General features: G+C 73.4%; 24 protein-coding genes. 19 read left to right on the forward strand and 5 right to left on the reverse strand.

The features are described 5' to 3' along the window. The first annotated feature begins 35 nt into the window (after positions 1-35). Positions 36-863, forward strand: coding sequence for an ABC transporter permease (locus tag DEJ46_RS29535; RefSeq protein WP_150271211.1), 828 nt, complete (start codon positions 36-38; stop codon positions 861-863). A 34-nt stretch (positions 864-897) separates the two neighbouring features. Then, complete coding sequence (locus DEJ46_RS29540; RefSeq protein WP_150271213.1) at positions 898-1,536, forward strand: DUF2567 domain-containing protein; 639 nt, start codon at positions 898-900, stop codon at positions 1,534-1,536. A 3-nt stretch (positions 1,537-1,539) separates the two neighbouring features. Here the strand turns inward: DEJ46_RS29540 and ybaK are convergent, their stop codons facing one another. The 4 genes from ybaK to DEJ46_RS29560 all read right to left on the reverse strand — a co-directional run bounded on the left by ybaK (position 1,540) and on the right by DEJ46_RS29560 (position 5,617). Continuing rightward, complete coding sequence (ybaK, locus tag DEJ46_RS29545; RefSeq protein ID WP_150271215.1) at positions 1,540-2,037, reverse strand: Cys-tRNA(Pro) deacylase; 498 nt, start codon at positions 2,035-2,037, stop codon at positions 1,540-1,542. Positions 2,038-2,054: 17 nt separating this feature from the next. Further along, positions 2,055-2,792 (reverse strand): LON peptidase substrate-binding domain-containing protein, encoded by a 738-nt coding sequence (locus tag DEJ46_RS29550; RefSeq protein ID WP_150271217.1) that lies wholly within the window; start codon positions 2,790-2,792, stop codon positions 2,055-2,057. A gap of 10 nt (positions 2,793-2,802) precedes the next feature. Then, positions 2,803-3,843: a hypothetical protein gene (locus DEJ46_RS29555; protein ID WP_150271219.1), complete on the reverse strand. Its 1,041-nt coding sequence runs from the start codon at positions 3,841-3,843 to the stop codon at positions 2,803-2,805. Between the two features lie 160 nt (positions 3,844-4,003). Beyond that, entirely contained in the window at positions 4,004-5,617 is a 1,614-nt protein-coding gene (locus tag DEJ46_RS29560) for an oxidoreductase (RefSeq protein ID WP_150271221.1), read from the reverse strand. 216 nt (positions 5,618-5,833) lie between these two features. On the opposite strand from DEJ46_RS29560, the gene hisD reads away from it, so the two are divergent. The 10 genes from hisD to DEJ46_RS29605 all read left to right on the forward strand — a co-directional run bounded on the left by hisD (position 5,834) and on the right by DEJ46_RS29605 (position 13,505). Continuing rightward, complete coding sequence (hisD, locus tag DEJ46_RS29565) at positions 5,834-7,177, forward strand: histidinol dehydrogenase (RefSeq protein ID WP_150271223.1); 1,344 nt, start codon at positions 5,834-5,836, stop codon at positions 7,175-7,177. Further along, positions 7,174-8,295, forward strand: coding sequence for a histidinol-phosphate transaminase (locus tag DEJ46_RS29570; RefSeq protein ID WP_223835195.1), 1,122 nt, complete (start codon positions 7,174-7,176; stop codon positions 8,293-8,295). Before hisD ends, DEJ46_RS29570 begins: the two co-directional genes overlap by 4 nt. Then, positions 8,292-8,885, forward strand: coding sequence for an imidazoleglycerol-phosphate dehydratase HisB (gene hisB, locus DEJ46_RS29575; RefSeq protein WP_015032911.1), 594 nt, complete (start codon positions 8,292-8,294; stop codon positions 8,883-8,885). The genes DEJ46_RS29570 and hisB overlap by 4 nt, the downstream gene beginning before the upstream one ends. Before the next feature lie 2 nt (positions 8,886-8,887). After that, positions 8,888-9,052: a hypothetical protein gene (locus DEJ46_RS39335; protein WP_189505976.1), complete on the forward strand. Its 165-nt coding sequence runs from the start codon at positions 8,888-8,890 to the stop codon at positions 9,050-9,052. Next, positions 9,049-9,699, forward strand: a complete 651-nt coding sequence (hisH, locus tag DEJ46_RS29580) for an imidazole glycerol phosphate synthase subunit HisH (RefSeq protein ID WP_150271226.1) — start codon at positions 9,049-9,051, stop codon at positions 9,697-9,699. The genes DEJ46_RS39335 and hisH overlap by 4 nt, the downstream gene beginning before the upstream one ends. Continuing rightward, positions 9,696-10,424 (forward strand): bifunctional 1-(5-phosphoribosyl)-5-((5-phosphoribosylamino)methylideneamino)imidazole-4-carboxamide isomerase/phosphoribosylanthranilate isomerase PriA, encoded by a 729-nt coding sequence (priA, locus tag DEJ46_RS29585; protein WP_150271228.1) that lies wholly within the window; start codon positions 9,696-9,698, stop codon positions 10,422-10,424. The genes hisH and priA overlap by 4 nt, the downstream gene beginning before the upstream one ends. After that, a complete protein-coding gene (locus DEJ46_RS29590; protein ID WP_150271230.1) occupies positions 10,421-10,819 on the forward strand; it encodes a RidA family protein in 399 nt (132 codons plus the stop codon). The genes priA and DEJ46_RS29590 overlap by 4 nt, the downstream gene beginning before the upstream one ends. After that, a complete protein-coding gene (hisF, locus tag DEJ46_RS29595; protein ID WP_150271232.1) occupies positions 10,816-11,571 on the forward strand; it encodes an imidazole glycerol phosphate synthase subunit HisF in 756 nt (251 codons plus the stop codon). The genes DEJ46_RS29590 and hisF overlap by 4 nt, the downstream gene beginning before the upstream one ends. 111 nt (positions 11,572-11,682) lie before the next feature. Next, positions 11,683-12,270 (forward strand): winged helix-turn-helix domain-containing protein, encoded by a 588-nt coding sequence (locus tag DEJ46_RS29600; RefSeq protein ID WP_150271234.1) that lies wholly within the window; start codon positions 11,683-11,685, stop codon positions 12,268-12,270. Beyond that, positions 12,267-13,505, forward strand: a complete 1,239-nt coding sequence (locus DEJ46_RS29605; protein WP_150271236.1) for an MFS transporter — start codon at positions 12,267-12,269, stop codon at positions 13,503-13,505. The genes DEJ46_RS29600 and DEJ46_RS29605 overlap by 4 nt, the downstream gene beginning before the upstream one ends. Positions 13,506-13,512: 7 nt before the next feature. On the opposite strand, the gene DEJ46_RS29610 is transcribed toward DEJ46_RS29605, so the two are convergent. Continuing rightward, complete coding sequence (locus tag DEJ46_RS29610; RefSeq protein ID WP_150271238.1) at positions 13,513-14,148, reverse strand: TIGR03085 family metal-binding protein; 636 nt, start codon at positions 14,146-14,148, stop codon at positions 13,513-13,515. An 84-nt stretch (positions 14,149-14,232) separates the two neighbouring features. On the opposite strand from DEJ46_RS29610, the gene hisI reads away from it, so the two are divergent. The 7 genes from hisI (at position 14,233) to trpM (ending at position 19,233) form a co-directional block, all read left to right on the forward strand. After that, a complete protein-coding gene (gene hisI, locus DEJ46_RS29615) occupies positions 14,233-14,583 on the forward strand; it encodes a phosphoribosyl-AMP cyclohydrolase (RefSeq protein WP_055644087.1) in 351 nt (116 codons plus the stop codon). Between the two features lie 11 nt (positions 14,584-14,594). Next, a complete protein-coding gene (locus DEJ46_RS29620) occupies positions 14,595-16,085 on the forward strand; it encodes an anthranilate synthase component I (protein WP_150271240.1) in 1,491 nt (496 codons plus the stop codon). Positions 16,086-16,099: 14 nt separating this feature from the next. After that, complete coding sequence (locus DEJ46_RS29625) at positions 16,100-16,750, forward strand: TIGR02234 family membrane protein (protein ID WP_150271242.1); 651 nt, start codon at positions 16,100-16,102, stop codon at positions 16,748-16,750. 321 nt (positions 16,751-17,071) lie between these two features. Then, positions 17,072-17,326: an HGxxPAAW family protein gene (locus DEJ46_RS29630; protein ID WP_150271244.1), complete on the forward strand. Its 255-nt coding sequence runs from the start codon at positions 17,072-17,074 to the stop codon at positions 17,324-17,326. A 77-nt stretch (positions 17,327-17,403) separates the two neighbouring features. After that, complete coding sequence (locus DEJ46_RS29635) at positions 17,404-17,979, forward strand: DUF2752 domain-containing protein (protein ID WP_150271246.1); 576 nt, start codon at positions 17,404-17,406, stop codon at positions 17,977-17,979. A gap of 155 nt (positions 17,980-18,134) precedes the next feature. Further along, positions 18,135-18,944: an indole-3-glycerol phosphate synthase TrpC gene (gene trpC, locus DEJ46_RS29640; protein ID WP_150271248.1), complete on the forward strand. Its 810-nt coding sequence runs from the start codon at positions 18,135-18,137 to the stop codon at positions 18,942-18,944. A gap of 7 nt (positions 18,945-18,951) precedes the next feature. Next, entirely contained in the window at positions 18,952-19,233 is a 282-nt protein-coding gene (gene trpM / locus DEJ46_RS40960) for a tryptophan biosynthesis modulator TrpM (protein ID WP_150271250.1), read from the forward strand. The last annotated feature ends 139 nt before the right edge of the window (positions 19,234-19,372 follow it).

Here is a 19,372-nt window from a genome sequence, read left to right on the forward strand (position 1 = left end):
CACGTTCCGCACGTGACCCTCAGGAGCTGTACGCAGTGAGCACCGTGCCCGCCGAGGCCCTGCCGACCGGCGCGCTTCCCCTCCGGTCGCAGGACGCCGGGGACGGCGCCGCGCCGCTCGCCCCGCGCGCCCGGCTGCTGCCCGCCATGGCGGCCGTCTACCGCGCGCAGCTCTCGCGCGCCCGCGTGGCCCGCATCCCGCTCCTCTTCGTGGCCACGTTCCAGTCGATCGGGATCATGGTCCTGATGCGCGGGGTCGTCGACGGCGGCTCCGAGGCGCGGGCCGTCGTGGCCGGCTCCACCGTCCTCGTCGTCGCCTTCGTCGCGCTCAACCTGCTCGCCCAGTACTTCGGGCAGCTGCGGGCGAGCGGCGGCCTCGACCACTACGCCACCCTGCCCGTGCCGCCGGCCGCCGTCGTGCTCGGTGCGGCCGGCGCGTACGCCTCCTTCACCGTGCCCGGGACCGTCGTCACCGCCGTCGCCGGGTCCCTGCTCTTCGGGCTGCCCCTCGGCCAGCTGTGGATCCTCGGCGCCGTGGTCCCGCTCGCCGGGGCGGCGCTCGCCGGACTCGGCGCCGCCCTCGGACTGCTCGCCCCGCGGCAGGAGCTCGCCACGCTCCTCGGCCAGCTAGGCATGTCGGCGGCGCTGCTCCTCGGTGTGCTCCCGGCCGAGCGGCTGCCGGAGCCGATCGGCTGGGCGCGGGACCTGCTGCCGTCGACGTACGGCGTGGAGGCCCTGGCCCGTACCTTCGACCCCCGCCCGGACTGGGCGGCCGTCGGCCTCGACCTCGCCGTCTGCGGGGCGGTCGGCGTGGTGTCCCTGGCGGTCGCCACCTGGGCCTACCGGCGGGCGGCCGTCCGCTGAGGCGGGCCACAGTCACACCTGGCACGATGGCGGGGTGACCGCACCTCTTACTCCGCCTCACCAGCCCCCGCACGACTCCGACTGGCCCCCGCCGCCCCCGTCGCAGCCGGGCCCCGTCGGGGACCCGATCACGTCGGCGGAGGTCGTGCTGGGGGGAGTCGTGGCCCTCGTCTCGACGGCGGTGGGCGCGCTGCTCGGGGTGCTGTGGCTGTGGCTGTCCCCGAGGGTCCTGCTGATCTCGGACGGCAAGGGCGTCTTCCTCCGCGACTCCGAGGGCGAGTCGGCGATCGGCGCGGACGGGACGTTCGTCCTCCTCGCCCTCGCCTTCGGGGCGGTTGCCGCGCTCGTCGTCTTCCTGCTGCGCCGCAAGGGCGGGGTCCCGTTCGTGCTGGGCCTGGCGCTCGGCGGGGTCCTGGGCTCGCTGGTCGCCTGGGGCGTGGGGACCTCCTTCGGCCCGACCCGGGATGTGGTCGCCCACGCGAAGTCGGTCGGCCCCGGCGTCGTCTTCGAGGCGCCCCTCGAACTGAACATGGCGGCTGCCGCCATGCTGGCCTGGCCGCTGGCGGCGATGATCGTCCACCTGGCGCTGACGGCGCTCTTCGGCCCCCGCGACCCGGAGCCGGAGCACTGGGGGCCGCAGCCGGACCCGGAGCCCGGGCAGAAGTCCCTCTGAGCGTCAGCCGCGGCCGATCGGGGCCACGACCGCCGAGGTGAGGGCCGCCAGGTCGGCGGGGGAGAGCTCGACCTCCAGGCCGCGGCGGCCCGCCGAGATACAGATCGTCGCGTGGCCCGAGGCCGAGGCGTCGAGGACCGTACGCAGCCGCTTGCGCTGGCCCAGGGGGGAGATGCCGCCCCGGACGTACCCCGTCGTGCGCTCCGCGGCGGCGGGGTCCGCCATCGCCGCCCGCTTCCCGCCGACCGCCGAGGCCAGCGCCTTCAGGTCCAGCTGCCCCGCGACCGGGACCACCGCGACCGTCAGTTCGCCGTCGACGTCGGCCACCAGCGTCTTGAAGACCCGGTCGGGGGAGACGCCCAGCGCCTCCGCCGCCTCCTCGCCGTACGAGGGGGAGGCCGGGTCGTGCTCGTACGCGTGCAGGGTGTACGGGGTCCCGGCCGTGGTCAGCGCGACCGTCGCCGGAGTGCCCCCGCTGTTCTTCTTCTGCTTCTTCGCCACGCGCTCCTCGCCCTTCCTCAGTTCGGGTTGGTCGGACCCTGGGTCAGGTCGACCGCCGGCAGCGAGGGCAGATGCCGCAGCACCGCCGTCTCCGCGCGCAGCAGCGCCAGCTCCTCGCGCAGCCGTGTCGCCGTGTCCGGGGCCTGGAGCAGCCGCTGCTTCGACGGGGTGTCGAGCACCGCGGCCGCCGCGACCAGGTACGACACGACCGACGGGTCGTCCGGCAGCTCGCTCGTCGTCAGCGACCGCTCCCGCGCGCCCGCCAGCCGCTTCTGGTAGTTCCGGAAGGCCCGCAGCACGCCCTCGGAGAGGGTGCCCGCGTCCTCGCCCCGCTCCTCCGGGATCTCCTCGACCTCGGCGACCAGGAACGGCCCGCTCGCGTCGACCGAGAGGAGCTTGACCCGGGTCGTCCCGGTGGCCATGACCTCGAAGCTGCCGTTGGAGCGCTCGCGGATGCTCGCCGCGTCGGCGATGCAGCCGACCCGGTGGAAGGCCTGGATCGGGTCGGCGCCGAAGCCGGCCGCGGGGCCCTTCTCCGGCAGCGCGGTCTGGTCGGGCATCCCGGGAGCGGTGGGCGCGACCTCGCGCCCGTCGCGGATGGCGACGACGGCGAAGCGGCGCGGCTCCGTGTCGTCGATCGTGAGCAACTCCCGCATCATGGCGCGATAGCGCTCCTCGAAGACGTTCAGCGGCAGCACGAGGCCAGGGAACAGCACCGCGTTGAGCGGGAAGAGAGGCAGGCGAGCGGTGGTCACGGCGGCAAGCCTAATGGCCGCCGCGACCGCCCCGTCCGGCCCGTCCGTCTCCGGGCCTCCACAGGGGCGTCCGGCCGGCCGACTCGGCCCGCACGACGTCCCGTACGGCCAGGAACCGGCGGAGAGGATCCTCCTGCACGGCGCCCCGCGGCGCACCCCACGGGAAGGAGGTCGCGTGGGGGCCGATCCGCCGGAACTCGTCCAGCGCGTCCGTCCACCGCGCCCGCTCCACCAGCACGTACGCGAGCAGATTGCGCACCTCGGCGGGCCACGGGTCGCCGGCCGGGAAGGCGGCCGACAGCGCGAGCGCCCGGTCGGCCGCCCGGTCGAGCCGCACGGCGGCGGCGGAACGGTCCGGCCTGGGCATCGACCGGAGCCGGTCGTAGGCCGCGCGGACCGGGAGAGCCCGCACGAGCGAATCCGGGCCGGCGTCGTCGGCGGCCTGCTCGGCGAAGTCGAAGGCGGCCCGGTGCGAGCCGTACCACTGCGCGGACAGGTACTTGAGCGCCGCGACATGGCTGCCGTAGTGGTGCGGGGAGCGGCGCACGGCCTGCTCCCACAGCGTCTCGAAGACGGTGTGTCCGGCGTGCGCCCCGCGCGCGTGGTCGAGGGCGAGCCGCCACGGCACCGGGTCGTGCGGTGCCTCCTCGGTGACCCTCCGGATCAGCGGGTCGAGCTCGCGCAGCCGCTCGGCCCGGGCGGGGGACTCCCAGGCCCTGCGGACGGCGAGCTGGGCCGAGACGAGCAGGGCGTCGGGGTCGTCGGGGGCGACGGCGAGCCAGTGGGCCAGCCAGTCGCCGCGGTTGTACGCGAAGGTGGCGAGCCGGGTGACGTACCGGTCGCGGTCCTCCCACTCGGCGGCGTCCCGGGTGGTGGCGAGCAGCTTCGCCGCGGGCTCCGGGTCGGCCAGCGCGGCGGCGACCAGGGCGGGGGCGAGCCGCTCGTCCGGGGCGTCGAGCAGCACGTCGTCGTCCGGCACGAGCCCGGCGGTGAACCGCGGGGTGTGCCCGGCCGAACGGACGGCGCCGATCAGGGCGCGGAGGAAGGACATGGTGCGACGTATTTTCCCACCGGGTCGTGCTGTTTCGCGCCCTTCTGCCCAGCCCTTTCACCCCCACCTCACCCGGCCCCCTCACATCGCCGCCGCGACGCGGCCCCGGGCGCCCGCGCCGCCGCCCCCTCAGCACCGTGCCGGAGGCGGTTCCGGCAGGTCAGCCGCGGCGCAGAAGGCGGGTCGCACCCGCCGCCACGGTCGTCGCCAGGATCCAGCCGAGGAGTATCAGCACGGCCGCCGCCCACTGCCAGACGCCCTCCAGGCGCCAGTAGCCCTCCTGCCCGAGGTTGATCACCGGCAGCAGCAGGTCCAGCGCGTACAGCGTGCCGTTCCACGCCGGGGCCTCCTCCGCCTTGAGCGGGATCGGGCGGTAGCGCGAGAAGGCCACCGTCCCCGCCGCCCACAGCACCGCCATCCACAGCGCCGCCCGGCCCGGCCGGTAGCCGTACGCCACCGTCCAGTCCTGGACGAACCCCCACAGCTTTCCCGCCACCGGCAGCGTCTCGCGCCGGCGCCGCTGCTTGGCGAGCAGCACCTCGCGCGCGTCGGCGTCCTCCCCGCTGTTGCGCAGGACCGTCGCCAGGCGCTCGTACGGCTCGGGGGCGTACTCCGGGGTCGCCGCCGCCACCCACTCCAGGCGCCGGGCCAGCGGGAAGTGCCCGTACGGCACGAGGTTCTCGTAGACGAACCCGCCCATCGCAAGACCGCCGGGCCCCGGCCAGCTGGTCGACAGGTCGATCAGGGTCACGATCCTGGCGCCGTTGAGCACCACCCGCCCCTCCTCCGGGCGCTCGCCGTTGAACCGCAGCTCCGGGGTGGCGATCCGGCGCAGCGACACCTCCTCCCGGCGCGAGCCGTTCAGCAGGAACCGGGCGGAATGCAGGTCCACCGCGTCGCCGAACCGGCCGTCGTCGAGCCGGACGCCGCCGTGGCACTCCACGGGCTTGCGCCGGGTGCCCTGGGCCTGCGTCACGCCGTACGGCGGGGTGGCCGTCGCGCTGCCCGAGCTCCCCAGGCTCCCCGTCTCCTCGTACACCCACGCCGCGTTCAGGTAGAGCGAGCGCTCCACCGTCAGCTGCGGGGCGTTGAGCGCGCGCCGCTGCTGCGCCCCGCGCAGCACGCTGCCCCGCAGGCTGAGCGAGACGCCGACCTTCGCCCCGCGCAGGCTCAGTTCGCCGTGCGTCTCGATCAGCTCGGCCTGGAGGTCCTGGGCCACCACCATCCCGTCCGCCGCGATCGCCCGTCCGCGCCGGTCCGGCCAGACCTGGATCTGGTTGATGAGCAGGTCCGTGCCGATCTGCGCGTCCGTGAGCCGGATGCCGTGGCCCACCCGGCAGCGCGGCAGGTGCAGATCGCCCGTCGTGTGCAGCCGGGCGGCCTCCAGGCGCGGGATCGAGCAGGCGACCATCCGCAGGGTGCCGAACTGTGCCTCGGGGAGCACGACCTCGCCGTCGAACCGGCAGCCGTGCAGCTCCACGTACGGTCCTATCGTCCCGCCCGCCAGGTTCAGCACGCCCGTGATCCGCACGCCGCGCAGCTTCAGCGCGGCCACCCGTCCCGACCGGGGCTGCGGCCCGTCGAGCAGCAGAAGGGCCACCACGTCCGCCCGGACGCTCCGCTCCGGTCCCCACTCCCGTGATCCGAACGGGTCGTCCCGCTCGGCGATCCCCTCCGTCAGATCACAGGTCCTGCCGATCCGGAACGCCCGCCACACGGCCCGCTCCGGGCCCGTGAGCCCGTCGGGCATCCCGTCGTCGTGCGGCTCGGTCACGCCGCCCCCCCCTCGCTTCCCACGTCCGCTCCCACGATTTCCCTCGCCGGGATCAGTGGATTCGTACAGCCGTTCTTCCCGCTGAGTGACGGGCTGAACGCTAACGGTCAGCTGTGGCGACAAGACGCCAGTGTGGCGGGTATCAGTCAGTGATTGGCATGTATCAGCTGTTGATACGGGCGATCGTCGTTCTAGGCCGTCTGCGAGAATTGACCCGTGATCTCTCGAATCGATCTGCGCGGTGAGACCCTCCCCGAGGGTTCCGCCCTGCGCGACCTGCTGCCCCGTGCCGAGTTCGACGTGGAAGCCGCCCTGGAGACGGTGCGGCCGATCTGCGAGGACGTCAGGCATCATGGCGCGGCCGCGGTGATCGACTACGGGGAGAAATTCGACCACGTCCGCGTCCCGAGCCTGCGCGTCCCCGCCGAGGCGATCAGCCGCGCCCTCGACGAGCTCGACCCGGCCGTCCGCGCCGCACTGGAGGAGTCCATCCGGCGCGCCCGGCTCGTCCACCGCGAGCAGCGCCGCACCACCCACACCACCCAGGTCGTCCCCGGCGGCACGGTCACCGAGAAGTGGATCCCCGTCGAGCGCGTCGGTCTGTACGTGCCGGGCGGCCGCGCCGTCTACCCGTCCTCCGTCGTGATGAACGTCGTCCCGGCCCAGGAGGCCGGCGTCGAGGGCCTGGCCGTCGCCTCGCCCCCGCAGAAGGAGTTCGGCGGCCTGCCGCACCCGACGATCCTCGCCGCCTGCGCCCTCCTCGGCGTCGACGAGGTGTACGCGGCCGGCGGCGCCCAGGCCATCGCCATGTTCGCGTACGGAACCGCCGACACGGACGCCGAGCGCGGCTGCGCCCCCGTCAACCTGGTCACCGGACCCGGCAACATCTACGTGGCCGCGGCCAAGCGGCTCCTCAAGGGCCGCATCGGCATCGACGCCGAGGCCGGTCCGACGGAGATCGCGATCCTCGCGGACTCCACCGCCGACCCGGTCCACGTCGCCGCCGACCTCATCAGCCAGGCCGAGCACGACCCGATGGCCGCCTCCGTCCTCGTCACCGACTCGGACGAGCTGGCCGCCGCCACCGAGGCCGAACTGAAGACCCAGGTCGCCGCCTCCAAGCACGTCGACGACCGGATCGTCCCGGCCCTCGCCGGCCGCCAGTCCGCGATCGTCCTCGTCCGCGACCTGGCCGACGGCCTCAAGGTCGTCGACGCGTACGGCGCCGAGCACCTGGAGATCCAGACCGCCGACGCCGCCGCCGTCGCCGACCGCGTCCGCAACGCGGGCGCGATCTTCGTCGGCCCCTGGGCACCGGTCTCGCTCGGCGACTACTGCGCCGGCTCCAACCACGTCCTGCCCACCGGCGGCTGCGCCTGCCACTCCTCGGGCCTCTCCGTGCAGTCCTTCCTGCGCGGCGTGCACATCGTGGACTACACGCGGGCCGCCCTCGCCGACGTCGCCCACCACGTGGTGACGCTCGCCGAGGCCGAGGACCTGCCCGCGCACGGCGCGGCGATCAAGGCAAGGTTCGGATGGAAGGTTCCCGAGAGCAAGTGACCGCGAACGACACCGTCCGCATCGACGACCTGCCCGTCCGCGACGAGCTGCGCGGCAAGTCCCCGTACGGCGCGCCCCAGCTCGACGTCCCCGTCCAGCTCAACACCAACGAGAACCCGTACCCGCTGCCCGAGCCCCTGGTGGCCCGGATCGCGGAGCGGGTCGCCGAGGCCGCCCGCGGCCTCAACCGCTACCCCGACCGCGACGCGATCGAGCTGCGCACCGAGCTCGCCGCCTACCTCACCCGGACCGGCAAGCACCGCGTCGGCGTCGAGAACGTGTGGGCGGCCAACGGCTCCAACGAGGTCCTCCAGCAGCTCCTGCAGACCTTCGGCGGCCCCGGCCGTACCGCGATCGGCTTCGAGCCCTCGTACTCGATGCACGCCCTGATCGCCCGCGGCACCGGCACGGGCTGGATCTCCGGCCCGCGCAACGAGGACTTCACGATCGACGTGGCGGCGGCCGGACAGGCCATCGCGGAGAACACGCCGGACGTCGTCTTCATCACCTCTCCCAACAACCCCACCGGCACCGCGGTCGAGGCCGACACCGTCCTCGCCCTGTACGAGGCTGCCCAGGCGGCCAGGCCCTCGATGGTGGTCGTGGACGAGGCGTACGTGGAGTTCAGCCACCGCGACTCGCTGCTGCCGCTCCTCGAAGGCCGGCCGAACCTGGTGGTCTCCCGGACCATGTCCAAGGCCTTCGGCGCCGCCGGGCTGCGCCTCGGCTACCTCGCCGCGCACCCGGCCGTCGTCGACGCCGTCCAGCTGGTCCGCCTGCCGTACCACCTCTCCGCCGTCACCCAGGCCACCGCGCTCGCCGCCCTGGAGCACACCGACACCCTCCTCGGGTACGTCGAGCAGCTCAAGGTCGAGCGCGACCGGCTCGTCACCGAGCTGCGTGCCCTCGGCTGCGAGGTCACCGAGTCCGACGCCAACTTCGTGCAGTTCGGCAGGTTCGCCGACACGCACGGGGCCTGGCAGCGGATCCTCGACCGGGGCGTCCTGGTCCGGGACAACGGCGTACCGGGCTGGCTGCGGGTCACCGCGGGCACCCCCGAAGAGAACGACGCGTTCCTCGACGCGGTCCGTGAACTGATGAAGGAGCAGAAGCGATGAGCCGCGTAGGCCGCGTTGAGCGCACCACCAAGGAGACGTCCGTCGTCGTCGAGATCGACCTCGACGGCACCGGAAAGGTCGACGTGTCGACCGGGGTCGGCTTCTACGACCACATGCTCGACCAGCTCGGCCGCCACGGCCTCTTCGACCTGACGGTCAAGACCGACGGCGACCTGCACATCGACTCGCACCACACCATCGAGGACACCGCCCTCGCCCTCGGCGCCGCCTTCAAGCAGGCCCTCGGCGACAAGGTCGGCATCTACCGCTTCGGCAACTGCACCGTCCCGCTGGACGAGTCCCTCGCCCAGGTGACGGTCGACCTCTCCGGCCGCCCCTACCTCGTGCACACCGAGCCCGAGAACATGGCACCGATGATCGGCTCGTACGACACGACGATGACCCGGCACATCTTCGAGTCCTTCGTCGCACAGGCCCAGATCGCGCTGCACATCCACGTCCCGTACGGGCGTAACGCCCACCACATCGTGGAGTGCCAGTTCAAGGCCTTCGCCCGCGCCCTCCGCTACGCCTCCGAGCGCGACCCGCGCGCCGCCGGAATCCTCCCCTCCACGAAGGGCGCGCTCTGACCGTGAACGGCCTCTCCACCATTCTCATCGTCGTCGGGCTCTTCCTGCTCGGCGGCATCTACTCCTTCGTCAAGCAGCAGATGCCCAAGGGCGTCATCGTGCTCGTCGCCATCGGCGCCGCCATGTCCCTCGGCGCCGGCGTGCTGCGGCTGGACGTGTGGTCATGACCGTGACCGGCAGCCCCAAGAAGGTCGTCGTCTTCGACTACGGCTTCGGCAACGTCCGCTCCGCCGAGCGCGCGCTCGCCCGGGTCGGCGCCGACGTCGAGATCACCCGCGACTACGACAAGGCCATGAACGCCGACGGACTCCTCGTCCCCGGCGTCGGCGCCTTCTCCGCCTGCATGAGCGGACTCAAGGAGGCCCGCGGCGAGTGGATCATCGGCCGCCGGCTCTCCGGCGGCCGCCCCGTCATGGGCATCTGCGTCGGCATGCAGATCCTCTTCGGCCAGGGCATCGAGCACGGCGTGGAGACCGAGGGCCTCGACGAGTGGCCCGGTACGGTCGAGCCGTTGAACGCCCCCGTCGTGCCCCACATGGGCTGGAACACGGTGGACGCGCCCGAGGGCAGCGAGCTCTTCGCCGGCCTCGACGCCGACGCCCGGTACTACTTCGTGCACTCCTACGCGGTGCGCGAGTGGACCCTGGAGGTCGGCAACAAGAACATGCGCGCCCCCAAGGTCACCTGGGCCACCCACGGCGAGCCGTTCGTCGCGGCCGTCGAGAACGGCGCCCTGTGGGCGACCCAGTTCCACCCCGAGAAGTCCGGCGACGCCGGAGCCCAGCTCCTCACCAACTGGATCGGAACCCTGTGAGCACTCTCGAACTCCTCCCCGCCGTCGACGTCCGCGACGGTCAGGCCGTCCGTCTCGTCCACGGCGAGTCCGGCAGCGAGACCTCCTACGGCTCCCCGCTGGAGGCGGCCCTCGCCTGGCAGAGGTCGGGCGCCGAGTGGCTGCACCTGGTCGACCTCGACGCCGCCTTCGGCACGGGTGACAACCGGGAGCTGATCGCCGAGGTCGCCAAGGCCATGGACATCAAGGTGGAGCTCTCCGGCGGCATCCGCGACGACGCCTCCCTCGCGGCGGCCCTCGCCACCGGCTGCACCCGCGTCAACCTCGGCACCGCGGCCCTCGAGACCCCCGAGTGGGTCGCCAAGGTCATCGCCGAGTACGGCGACAAGATCGCCGTCGGCCTCGACGTCCGTGGCACGACCCTGCGCGGCCGCGGCTGGACCCGCGACGGCGGCGACCTCTACGAGACGCTCGCCCGCCTCGACTCCGAGGGCTGCTCCCGCTACGTCGTCACCGACATCGCCAAGGACGGCACGCTCCAGGGCCCCAACCTGGAGCTCCTGAGGAACGTCTGCGCGGCCACCGACAAGCCCGTCGTCGCCTCCGGCGGCGTCTCCTCCCTGGACGACCTGCGGGCCATCTCGGAGCTGGTCCCGCTGGGCGTCGAGGGCGCGATCGTCGGCAAGGCGCTCTACGCCAAGGCCTTCACCCTCGAAGAGGCGCTGGGGGCGGTGGCTGCCGTATGACCGACGGCGTGAAGAAGGTCGTCACCGGCGCCCCCTGGGAGGAGCAGTTCGGCTACTCCCGCGCGGTGGAGCTCCCGAACGGCCTGGTCCTCGTCGCCGGCTGTACGTCGGTGGTCGGCGGCCAGATCGCCGGCGGAGGCCCGTACGACCAGACGGTGAACTCCTTCAACGTGGCCTTCGGCGCCCTGAAGCAGCTCGGTCTGGGCCCGGAGGACGTCGTCCGCACCCGGATGTACATCACCCACGCCCGGGACGTGGACGAGGTCGGGCGTGCCCACAAGGAGCTGTTCGACGCCGTCCGCCCGGCGGCTTCGATGATCATCGTCTCCGGCTTCGTCGACCCCAGCCTGGTCGTCGAGGTCGAGGTCGAGGCCTACAGGAGTGGTGCGGCATGAGCCTCGCCGTACGCGTGATTCCCTGCCTGGACGTGGACAACGGCCGGGTCGTCAAGGGCGTCAACTTCCAGAACCTCCGCGACGCGGGCGACCCCGTCGAGATGGCCAAGCTGTACGACGCCGAGGGCGCCGACGAGCTGACCTTCCTCGACATCACCGCCTCCTCCGGGAACCGGGAGACCACCTACGACGTGGTGCGCCGCACCGCCGAGCAGGTCTTCATCCCGCTCACGGTCGGCGGCGGCGTCCGCGCGGCGGAGGACGTCGACAAGCTGCTGCGGGCCGGGGCCGACAAGGTGGGCGTCAACACCGCCGCCATCGAGCGCCCCGAGCTCATCCGGGAGATCGCGGAGCGCTTCGGCCGCCAGGTGCTCGTTCTGTCGGTCGACGCCCGGCGTACCGCCTCCGGCTCCTTCGAGGTGACGACGCACGGCGGCCGCAAGGGCACCGGCATCGACGCGGTCGAGTGGGCGCACCGGGCCGCCGAGCTCGGCGCGGGGGAGATCCTCCTCAACTCGATGGACGCCGACGGCACGAAGGACGGCTACGACACCGAGATGATCGCGGCCGTGCGCAAGCACGTCACGGTCCCGGTGATCGCCTCCGGCGGCGCCGGCAAGCTCGCCGACTTCCCGCCGGCGGTCGCGGCGGGCGCGGACGCGGTGCTCGCGGCCTCCGTCTTCCACTTCGGCGACCTGCGGATCTCGCAGGTCAAGGACGCGCTGCGGGAGGCGGGCCACCCGGTCCGCTGAGCCGTGGCCGGAAGGGGCTCCTTCGGGAGCCCCTTCCTCTTCCCCAGATGCACAGGATTATTTGTGCAATTTCTGTTGTGCAAGTTTTCTTTCGTATCTAGGGTCAGTGTCATGACCTCGCAGGAGAACCGTCGGATCACCGACCTCGGCACCCTCAAGGCCATCTCGCACCCACTGCGGATGCGCCTCTACCGGGCCCTCTTCGTGGCCCGCACGGCCACGGCCTCCCAGCTCGCCGACCAGGTCGACGAGGCCGTCTCGCTCGTCAGCTACCACCTGCGCAAACTCGCCGACCACGGCCTCATCGAGGAGGCCGAGAACCGGTCGGCGGACGGCCGCGAGCGCTGGTGGCAGACGAGCTCGTACGGGGTCGAGATCCGCGACGAGGACGTCCGGGGAACCCCCGAGCTGGCCGCCGCGAGCGACGCCCTCGGCCGCACCATCAACGAGCAGCGCACCGAGCTCCACCGGCGCTACCTCGACGAGCGGCTGACCTGGTCCGAGGCCTGGCGCTCCGCCTCGATCAGCTCCGAATGGCTGCCGCGGCTGACCGCCGAGGAACTCGCCGCGCTCGGCGAGGAACTGGGCGCCGTCTGCGAGAAGTACGACCAGAAGGCCCGCGCCGCCGAAGCCGCCGGCGACACCGAGGGCCGCGAGAAGGTCGCCGTCCACCTCCACGCGTTCCCCTACCGCTCATGACGGCCACCGCGCTCGCCCCCGTCGAGCGCCCCGCCTACCGCGACCCCAACGTCCTGCGCTGGCTCGGCGCGTACACCGCCTCCGCCACCGGTGACATGGTCTACCACCTGGCCCTCTCCTGGGCCGCCGTGCAGAGCGGCACCCCGGCGCAGGCCGGGATCGTCCTCGCCCTCAGCGCCGTGATGCGCGCCCTGCTCATGCTCGGCGGGGGAGTCGTCGCCGACCGCTTCGGCCCCTGGCGGGTCGTCATATCCTCCGACGCGGTCCGCTGCGTCGTCGTCCTCGGCGTCGCCGCGGCACTGGCGCTCGCCACCCCCGGCCTCTGGGTCCTCGCCGCCGTCGCGCTCGTCTTCGGAGCCGTGGACGCCCTGTTCATGCCCGCCGTCGGCGCCCTGCCGCCGAGGATCGCCGCCTCCGGGCAGCTCGCCAGGGTCCAGGGGATGCGCGGCCTCGCCTACCGGATCTCGGTCCTCGTCGGCGCCCCGCTCGGCGGACTCGCGGTCGCCCTCGGCGGATCGGCCGCCGCGTTCGCCGCCGCCGGGCTGCTCTTCGCCTTCTCGCTGCCCCTGCTCCTGGCGCTCCGGCTCAGGCCGCTGCCGACCGGCGAAGGGGCCCGCGAGAAGACCACCGTCCTGCGCGACCTCACCGACGGTCTGCGCTACATCCGCCGCCACCGCGTCCTCGGCCCGCTGATGATCGTCGTCGCCCTCAGCGACCTCGGCTTCGTCGGCCCCCTCAACGTCGGTCTCGCGCTCCTGTCCGACCTGCGCGGCTGGGGCGCCGCCGGCATCGGCTGGATCCTGGCCGGATTCGGTACGGGCGCGGGGGCCGCGTCCCTGCTCCTGACCGTACGGGGCCGCGTCCCGCGCGCCGGGTGGGTCCTCTCCTGGACCATCGCCCTCGGCGCGGTGTCGATCGCCGCCCTCGCGTACGTGCCGACGCTGCCGGTGGCCGTCGCCGTCTCCGTCTCGGTCGGCCTGCTCGCCGGCCTCAGCGGCGCCCTGTGCGGAGCACTCACCCAGACCGAGTGCGACCCCGCCTACCTGGGCCGGGTCACCTCGGTGTCCACCTTCTTCAGCATCGGCATCGCCCCGCTGAGCTTCCCGCTCACCGGCGCGGCCGTCGGCCTGTGGGGCCCCGCACCGGTCTTCACGGCCAGCGCCGCGGTCTGCGCCCTCGGCGGGATCTACGGCCTCTCGGTGAAGTCCCTCCGCCGCGCCGAACTGCCGAAGTGAGCCGGGACTAGATCCCCAGCTGCTTCGTCTCCCGCAGCCGCTCGATCGCGTCCGGTTCACCCTCCAGGGCCACCTTCGCCGAGTCCTGGCGCCCGTACAGGTACATCAGCAGCTCGCCCGGCTCCCCGGAGGCCGTCACCACCGGGGTACCGCGGTGGGCCACCGCCGTCTGGCCGTTCGGGCGGCGCAGCACCAGGCCCACCGGGGCCTTCCGGCCCATCAGGCGGGCCGTCTTCTCCAGACGGGACCAGAGGGTGTCAGCGAAGACCGGGTCGAGCTCGCGCGCCGACCAGTCGGACTGGGCACGCCGTACGTCCTCCGCGTGGACGTAGAACTCCACGACGTTCGCCCCCTCGTCCACCTGCTTGATCGTGAACGGCGAGAACTTCGGCGGCCCCGTGCGGATGAGCTGGATCAGCTCCTCGTACGGCTTCTCGGCGTATTCCGCCGTCACCCGGTCCATCCGCTCCTTCAGCGCCGGCACGACCGCACCCGCCGCCGCGTCCGGCCGCCGCTCGCGCACCACCACATGGGCGGCGAGGTCCCGGGTCCGCCAGCCCTCGCAGAGCGTCGGGGCGTCCGGGCCCGCCGCCTCCAACAGATCGGCGAGCAGAAGCCGTTCACGTTTCGCATGCGTCGACATGCCCGCCAGCGTACGACCGGGGCCGCCGGTCCGCCCAGTGGACACCGCGCCGGACACCGCCCCCGCGCGCGGCACAATGGCCCCATGAGCAGCAATCTCGACCCGGCCGTCGCCGCCCGCCTCAAGCGCAGCCCCGACGGGCTCGTGCCCGCCATCGCCCAGCAGTACGACACCGGCGAGGTGCTGATGCTCGGCTGGATGGACGACGAGGCACTCCACCGCACCCTCACCACCGGCCGCGCCACCTACTGGTCCCGCAGCCGCAACGAGTACTGGGTCAAGGGCGACACCTCCGGGCACGTCCAGCACGTCAAGGCCGTCGCCCTCGACTGCGACGCCGACACCGTCCTCGTCAAGGTCGACCAGGTCGGAGCCGCCTGCCACACCGGCGACCGCACCTGCTTCGACGCCGACGTGCTCCCGCTCTCCCAGTAAGGTCTGGCGCCATGGATCTCGAGACCTTCCGCAAGCTGGCGGCCGACCGCCGCGTCATCCCCGTCAGCCGCAGGCTCCTCGCGGACGGCGACACCCCGGTCGGGCTCTACCGCAAGCTCGCCGCCGAACGGTCCGGCACCTTCCTCCTCGAATCCGCGGAGAACGGCCGCAGCTGGTCCCGCTACTCCTTCGTCGGAGTCCGCAGCGACGCCACCCTCACCGTCCGGGACGGCGAGGCCCACTGGCTCGGCACCCCGCCCGTCGGCGTCCCCACGGACGGCGACCCGCTCCAGGCCCTGCGCGCCACCGTCGAGACTCTTCACACGCCCCGGAGCCCCGAGCCCGGCATGCCCCCCTTCACCGGCGGCATGGTCGGCTACCTCGGCTACGACATCGTCCGCCGCCTGGAGAAGATCGGCGACTCCACCCGCGACGACCTGGAGCTCCCCGAGCTCACCATGCTCCTCACCAGCGACCTCGCGGTCCTCGACCACTGGGACGGCACGGTCCTGCTGATCGCCAACGCGATCAACCACAACGACCTGGAGACCGGCGTCGACGAGGCGTACGCACACGCCGTCGCCCGCCTCGACGCCATGGAGGCCGACCTGGCCCGCCCGGTCGCCACCGTCCCCGCCGCGCTCCCGCCCTCCGAGCTCCCCGAGTTCTCGGCGCTCTGGGGCGGCCCGGCCTACCAGGACGCCGTCGAGGACATCAAGGAGCGGATCCGGGCCGGCGAGGCCTTCCAGGTCGTCCCCTCGCAGCGCTTCGAGACCCCGTGCGCGGCCTCCGCGCTCGACGTCTACCGGGTGCTGCGGGCCACCAACCCCTCCCCGTACATGTACCTCTTCCGCTTCGAGAACGGCTTCGACGTCGTCGGATCCAGCCCCGAGGCCCTCGTCAAGGTCGAGGACGGCCATGCCCTCCTCCACCCCATCGCGGGCACCCGGCACCGCGGCGCCACCCCGCAGGAGGACCACGACCTCGCAGAGGAGCTGCTCGCCGACCCCAAGGAGCGCGCCGAGCACCTCATGCTCGTCGACCTCGGCCGCAACGACCTCGGCCGGGTCTGTGCGCCCGGCTCGGTGGAGGTCGTGGACTTCATGTCCGTCGAGCGCTACTCGCACGTCATGCACATCGTCTCCACCGTGACCGGCCGGGTCGCCGAGGGGCGGACCGCCTTCGACGTCCTCACCGCCTGCTTCCCGGCGGGCACGCTCTCCGGCGCGCCCAAGCCCCGCGCGATGCAGATCATCGAGGAGCTCGAACCCTCCCGGCGTGGCCTCTACGGCGGATGTGTCGGTTATCTCGATTTCGCCGGAGACGCCGACACGGCCATCGCCATCCGCACCGCGCTGCTCCGTGACGGAACGGCGTACGTGCAGGCCGGAGCGGGTGTCGTCGCGGATTCCGATCCGGTCGCCGAGGACAACGAGTGCCGCAACAAGGCCGCCGCCGTGCTCCGCGCCGTACACACCGCCAACCGGATGAACGGCTCCTGAGTCCGTAGGGGATAGTGGGGTACGTGAGTGCCGTTCCCGTACCCCAGCCCCGGGCCGCCCGAGTGGCCGTCCCCACCGGCGGCCGCCGCAGCCTGGCCGCGGCCCTCCTCCTCGGCGCCCTCGGTGCCACCGTCGTCCTGCTCTCCGCCGGCCAGATCTGGGCGGAGGGCACCGCGTCCGTCGGTGGCGGCACCGTCCCCGTCGAGGCCGACGGCAGCGCCGTCACCGGAGTGCCGACCGCCCTCGCGATCGTCGGACTCGCCGCGCTCTTCGCCGTCTTCGCCGTCCGGCGCACCGGCCGCACCCTCGTCGCCGCGCTCCTCGCCCTGAGCGGCGCGGGCGCCGCGCTCGCCGCCGTCCTCGGCGCCTCCGACAGCGCCGCGCTCGACGCCGAGGCCGCCCGGATCAGTGGCGACACGGCCGCCGCCGTGGCCGGTCTGACCCACACCGCCTGGCCGTACGTCACGGCCGCCGGCGCCGTCCTCATCCTGCTCGCCGGCCTCCTCGCGCTGCGCTTCGGCACGATCTGGCCGGCGATGGGCGGCCGCTACGAGCGGTCCGGCACCCCGCGCGCCGCGCGCAAGGCCCCCACCGTCGACCCGGACCGGCCCGAGGACCTCTGGAAGGCCCTGGACCGCGGCGAGGACCCCACCCGGGGCGAGTGACCGACCGGAGCGCCCGACCGGAGCGCCCGACCGGAGCGCCCGACCGGAGCGCCCGACCGGAGCGCCCGACCGGAGCGCCCGACCGGAGCGCCCGACCGGTGTGACCGACCGGTGTGACCGACCGGTCTGACCCACCGGTGTGACCCACCCGTGTGACCGACCGCAGGCCGGTCGGAGAGTTCGGCCGGAGGGGCGCTCCGCGACGCGTGATCGTCCGGGGACCCCCGATTCATCCTCGCGCGCCCGTGTGCGGGACAATGGGCACCGAGTGTCCGCGCACGCGAGACCTCACCATCGAGCAACTGCAACGAGGAGCAACTCATGGCGGGCAGCGCCCACGGACACACCCCGGCCGCCTGGACCGGTGTCATCATCTCCTTCATCGGCTTCTGCATCGCCGGCGTCTTCATGGTGGCCGCCAACCAGCCCGGATTCTGGGCGGGCGTGGGTGTCATCGTCCTCGGCGGCATCGTCGGCGGAGCGATGAAGATCGCGGGCCTCGGCATGCCGAAGGAGTCGGCGGCCGTCGCCGCCGCCCGCGAGGCCGCGACCGCGACCGCGCGGGCCCGCGCCTGACGCGACACGCAGCACCCGAGAGCGCAGTCCGGCCGTGCCGGGCTGCGCTCTCGCGCGTCAGGGGCGAGAATCACCGGGTGGACCCGCAGCCGACGGCCGAAGCCGAGACCGACGAACCTCTCGCCCGACCGGGTGAATCCGCCCGGGCGGATGCTCCGGGCCCGGCCGCGCCCACAGGACCGGCGGTACCTCCCGGTCTCCCGGTCCTCCCCGGCCCCCCGGCACTCCACGCGTTTCCCGCTCCGCCCCCGCCACGGCCGCTCGCCCGGCGGCTCCTCGCGCCGGTCGCGACCCTCGCCGGGGTCGCCGCCGCCTTCGCCTACGTCGGGGCCGTCGACCCCAACGAACCCGGGCACTACCCCGTCTGCCCCATGCTCCGCTTCGCCGGCGTCCTCTGCCCTGGGTGCGGCGGACTCCGCAGCGCCCACGCCTTCGTCCACGGCGATCTCCCGGCGGCCCTGGGCGCGAACGCCCTCGCCGTCGTCGGCTACGGCGTCTTCGCCGTCGTCATGGTCCTGTGGCTGGTTCGCGCCGTGCGCGGGGTGCCGATGCGCCTCGCGATCTCCCCGGTCTGGTGGTGGGGGATCGGGGCCGCACTCGCCCTCTTCACCCTGGTCCGGAACCTCCCCTTCGGCTCGGCACTGGCCCCCTGAGGGGTCCGCGCGCTCCCGGTCAGACCCCTGCGGGAGTCCCAGCAGGTGGGACGCCGCTCCGGCCGATGCGAGTCCGGGGCCGTCCTGCGGATAGGATCGATGTGGCTGAACCTGGTTCATCATCACCATCACCGTCCCGGAAGGGGGCCCCTCGCGTGAGTGTGCTCGACGAGATCATCGAAGGCGTACGCGCCGACCTCGCAGAGCGGCAGGCGCGGGTCACCCTCGACGAGCTCAAGGAGCGCGCCGCCAAGGCGCCGCAGGCCAAGGACGGCGTCGCCGCGCTGCGTGGCGACGGCGTCAAGGTGATCTGCGAGGTCAAGCGCTCCAGCCCGTCCAAGGGTGCGCTCGCCGCGATCGCCGATCCGGCCGGACTCGCCGCGGACTACGAGGCGGGCGGCGCGGCCGTCATCTCCGTCCTCACGGAGGAGCGCCGCTTCGGCGGCTCCCTCGCCGACCTGGAGGCCGTGCGCGCCCGGGTCGACATCCCCGTCCTGCGCAAGGACTTCATCGTCACCGCGTACCAGCTCTGGGAGGCCCGGGCGTACGGAGCGGATCTCGCGCTCCTCATCGTCGCCGCCCTGGAGCAGGAGGCGCTCGTCTCCCTCATCGAGCGTGCCGAGTCCATCGGGCTGACCCCGCTGGTCGAGGTCCACGACGAGGACGAGGTCGAGCGTGCCGTCGACGCGGGCGCCCGGATCATCGGCGTCAATGCCCGCAACCTCAAGACCCTCAAGGTCGACCGCTCCACCTTCGAGCGCGTCGCCCCCGAGATCCCGGCGGGCATCGTCAAGATCGCCGAGTCCGGTGTCCGCGGCCCGCACGACCTGATCGCGTACGCCAACGCCGGCGCCGACGCGGTCCTGGTCGGCGAGTCCCTCGTCACCGGCCGCGACCCGAAGGCCGCCGTCGCCGACCTGGTCGCCGCCGGCGCCCACCCGGCGCTCCGCCACGGCCGGAGCTGACCCCGCCATGACCCTCGTCCGCGCCACGCCGACCGCCCTGGGCTCCGCCCCGGGCGGCCCGGTCGTGCCCGCGGACGCCTCGGGGCGCCGCGGCCGTCTCCGTACGGCCGCCGCCCCCGTCTCCAAGCACGCCCCGCTGGCCAGGGGCTGCCGACCGCGTGGCTGCCGCGCACCCGCCCGCCGTGTCCACGGCCGCCGGGTCCGGTACGTGATCGGCGACGAGCCGGGCCAGGTCAACGGCATGCGATGGCGCCCGCGCCTCGCGCGCACCTTCACGTACGACGCATAGCCGACCCCCGAGCCGAGCCCGAGCAGCATGGGCCCGAACCCGGTCCGAGCTTCCGCCTCTGCTTCTGCCCGTGCCCACCTCTGGGTGGTCGCGCCGCCCGCCCTGCTGCCCACTCCCGTGTGGCCGCATCGCTTGCGCC

It is taken from the genome of Streptomyces venezuelae (genome assembly GCF_008642375.1).
GTDB lineage: Bacteria > Actinomycetota > Actinomycetes > Streptomycetales > Streptomycetaceae > Streptomyces > Streptomyces venezuelae_G.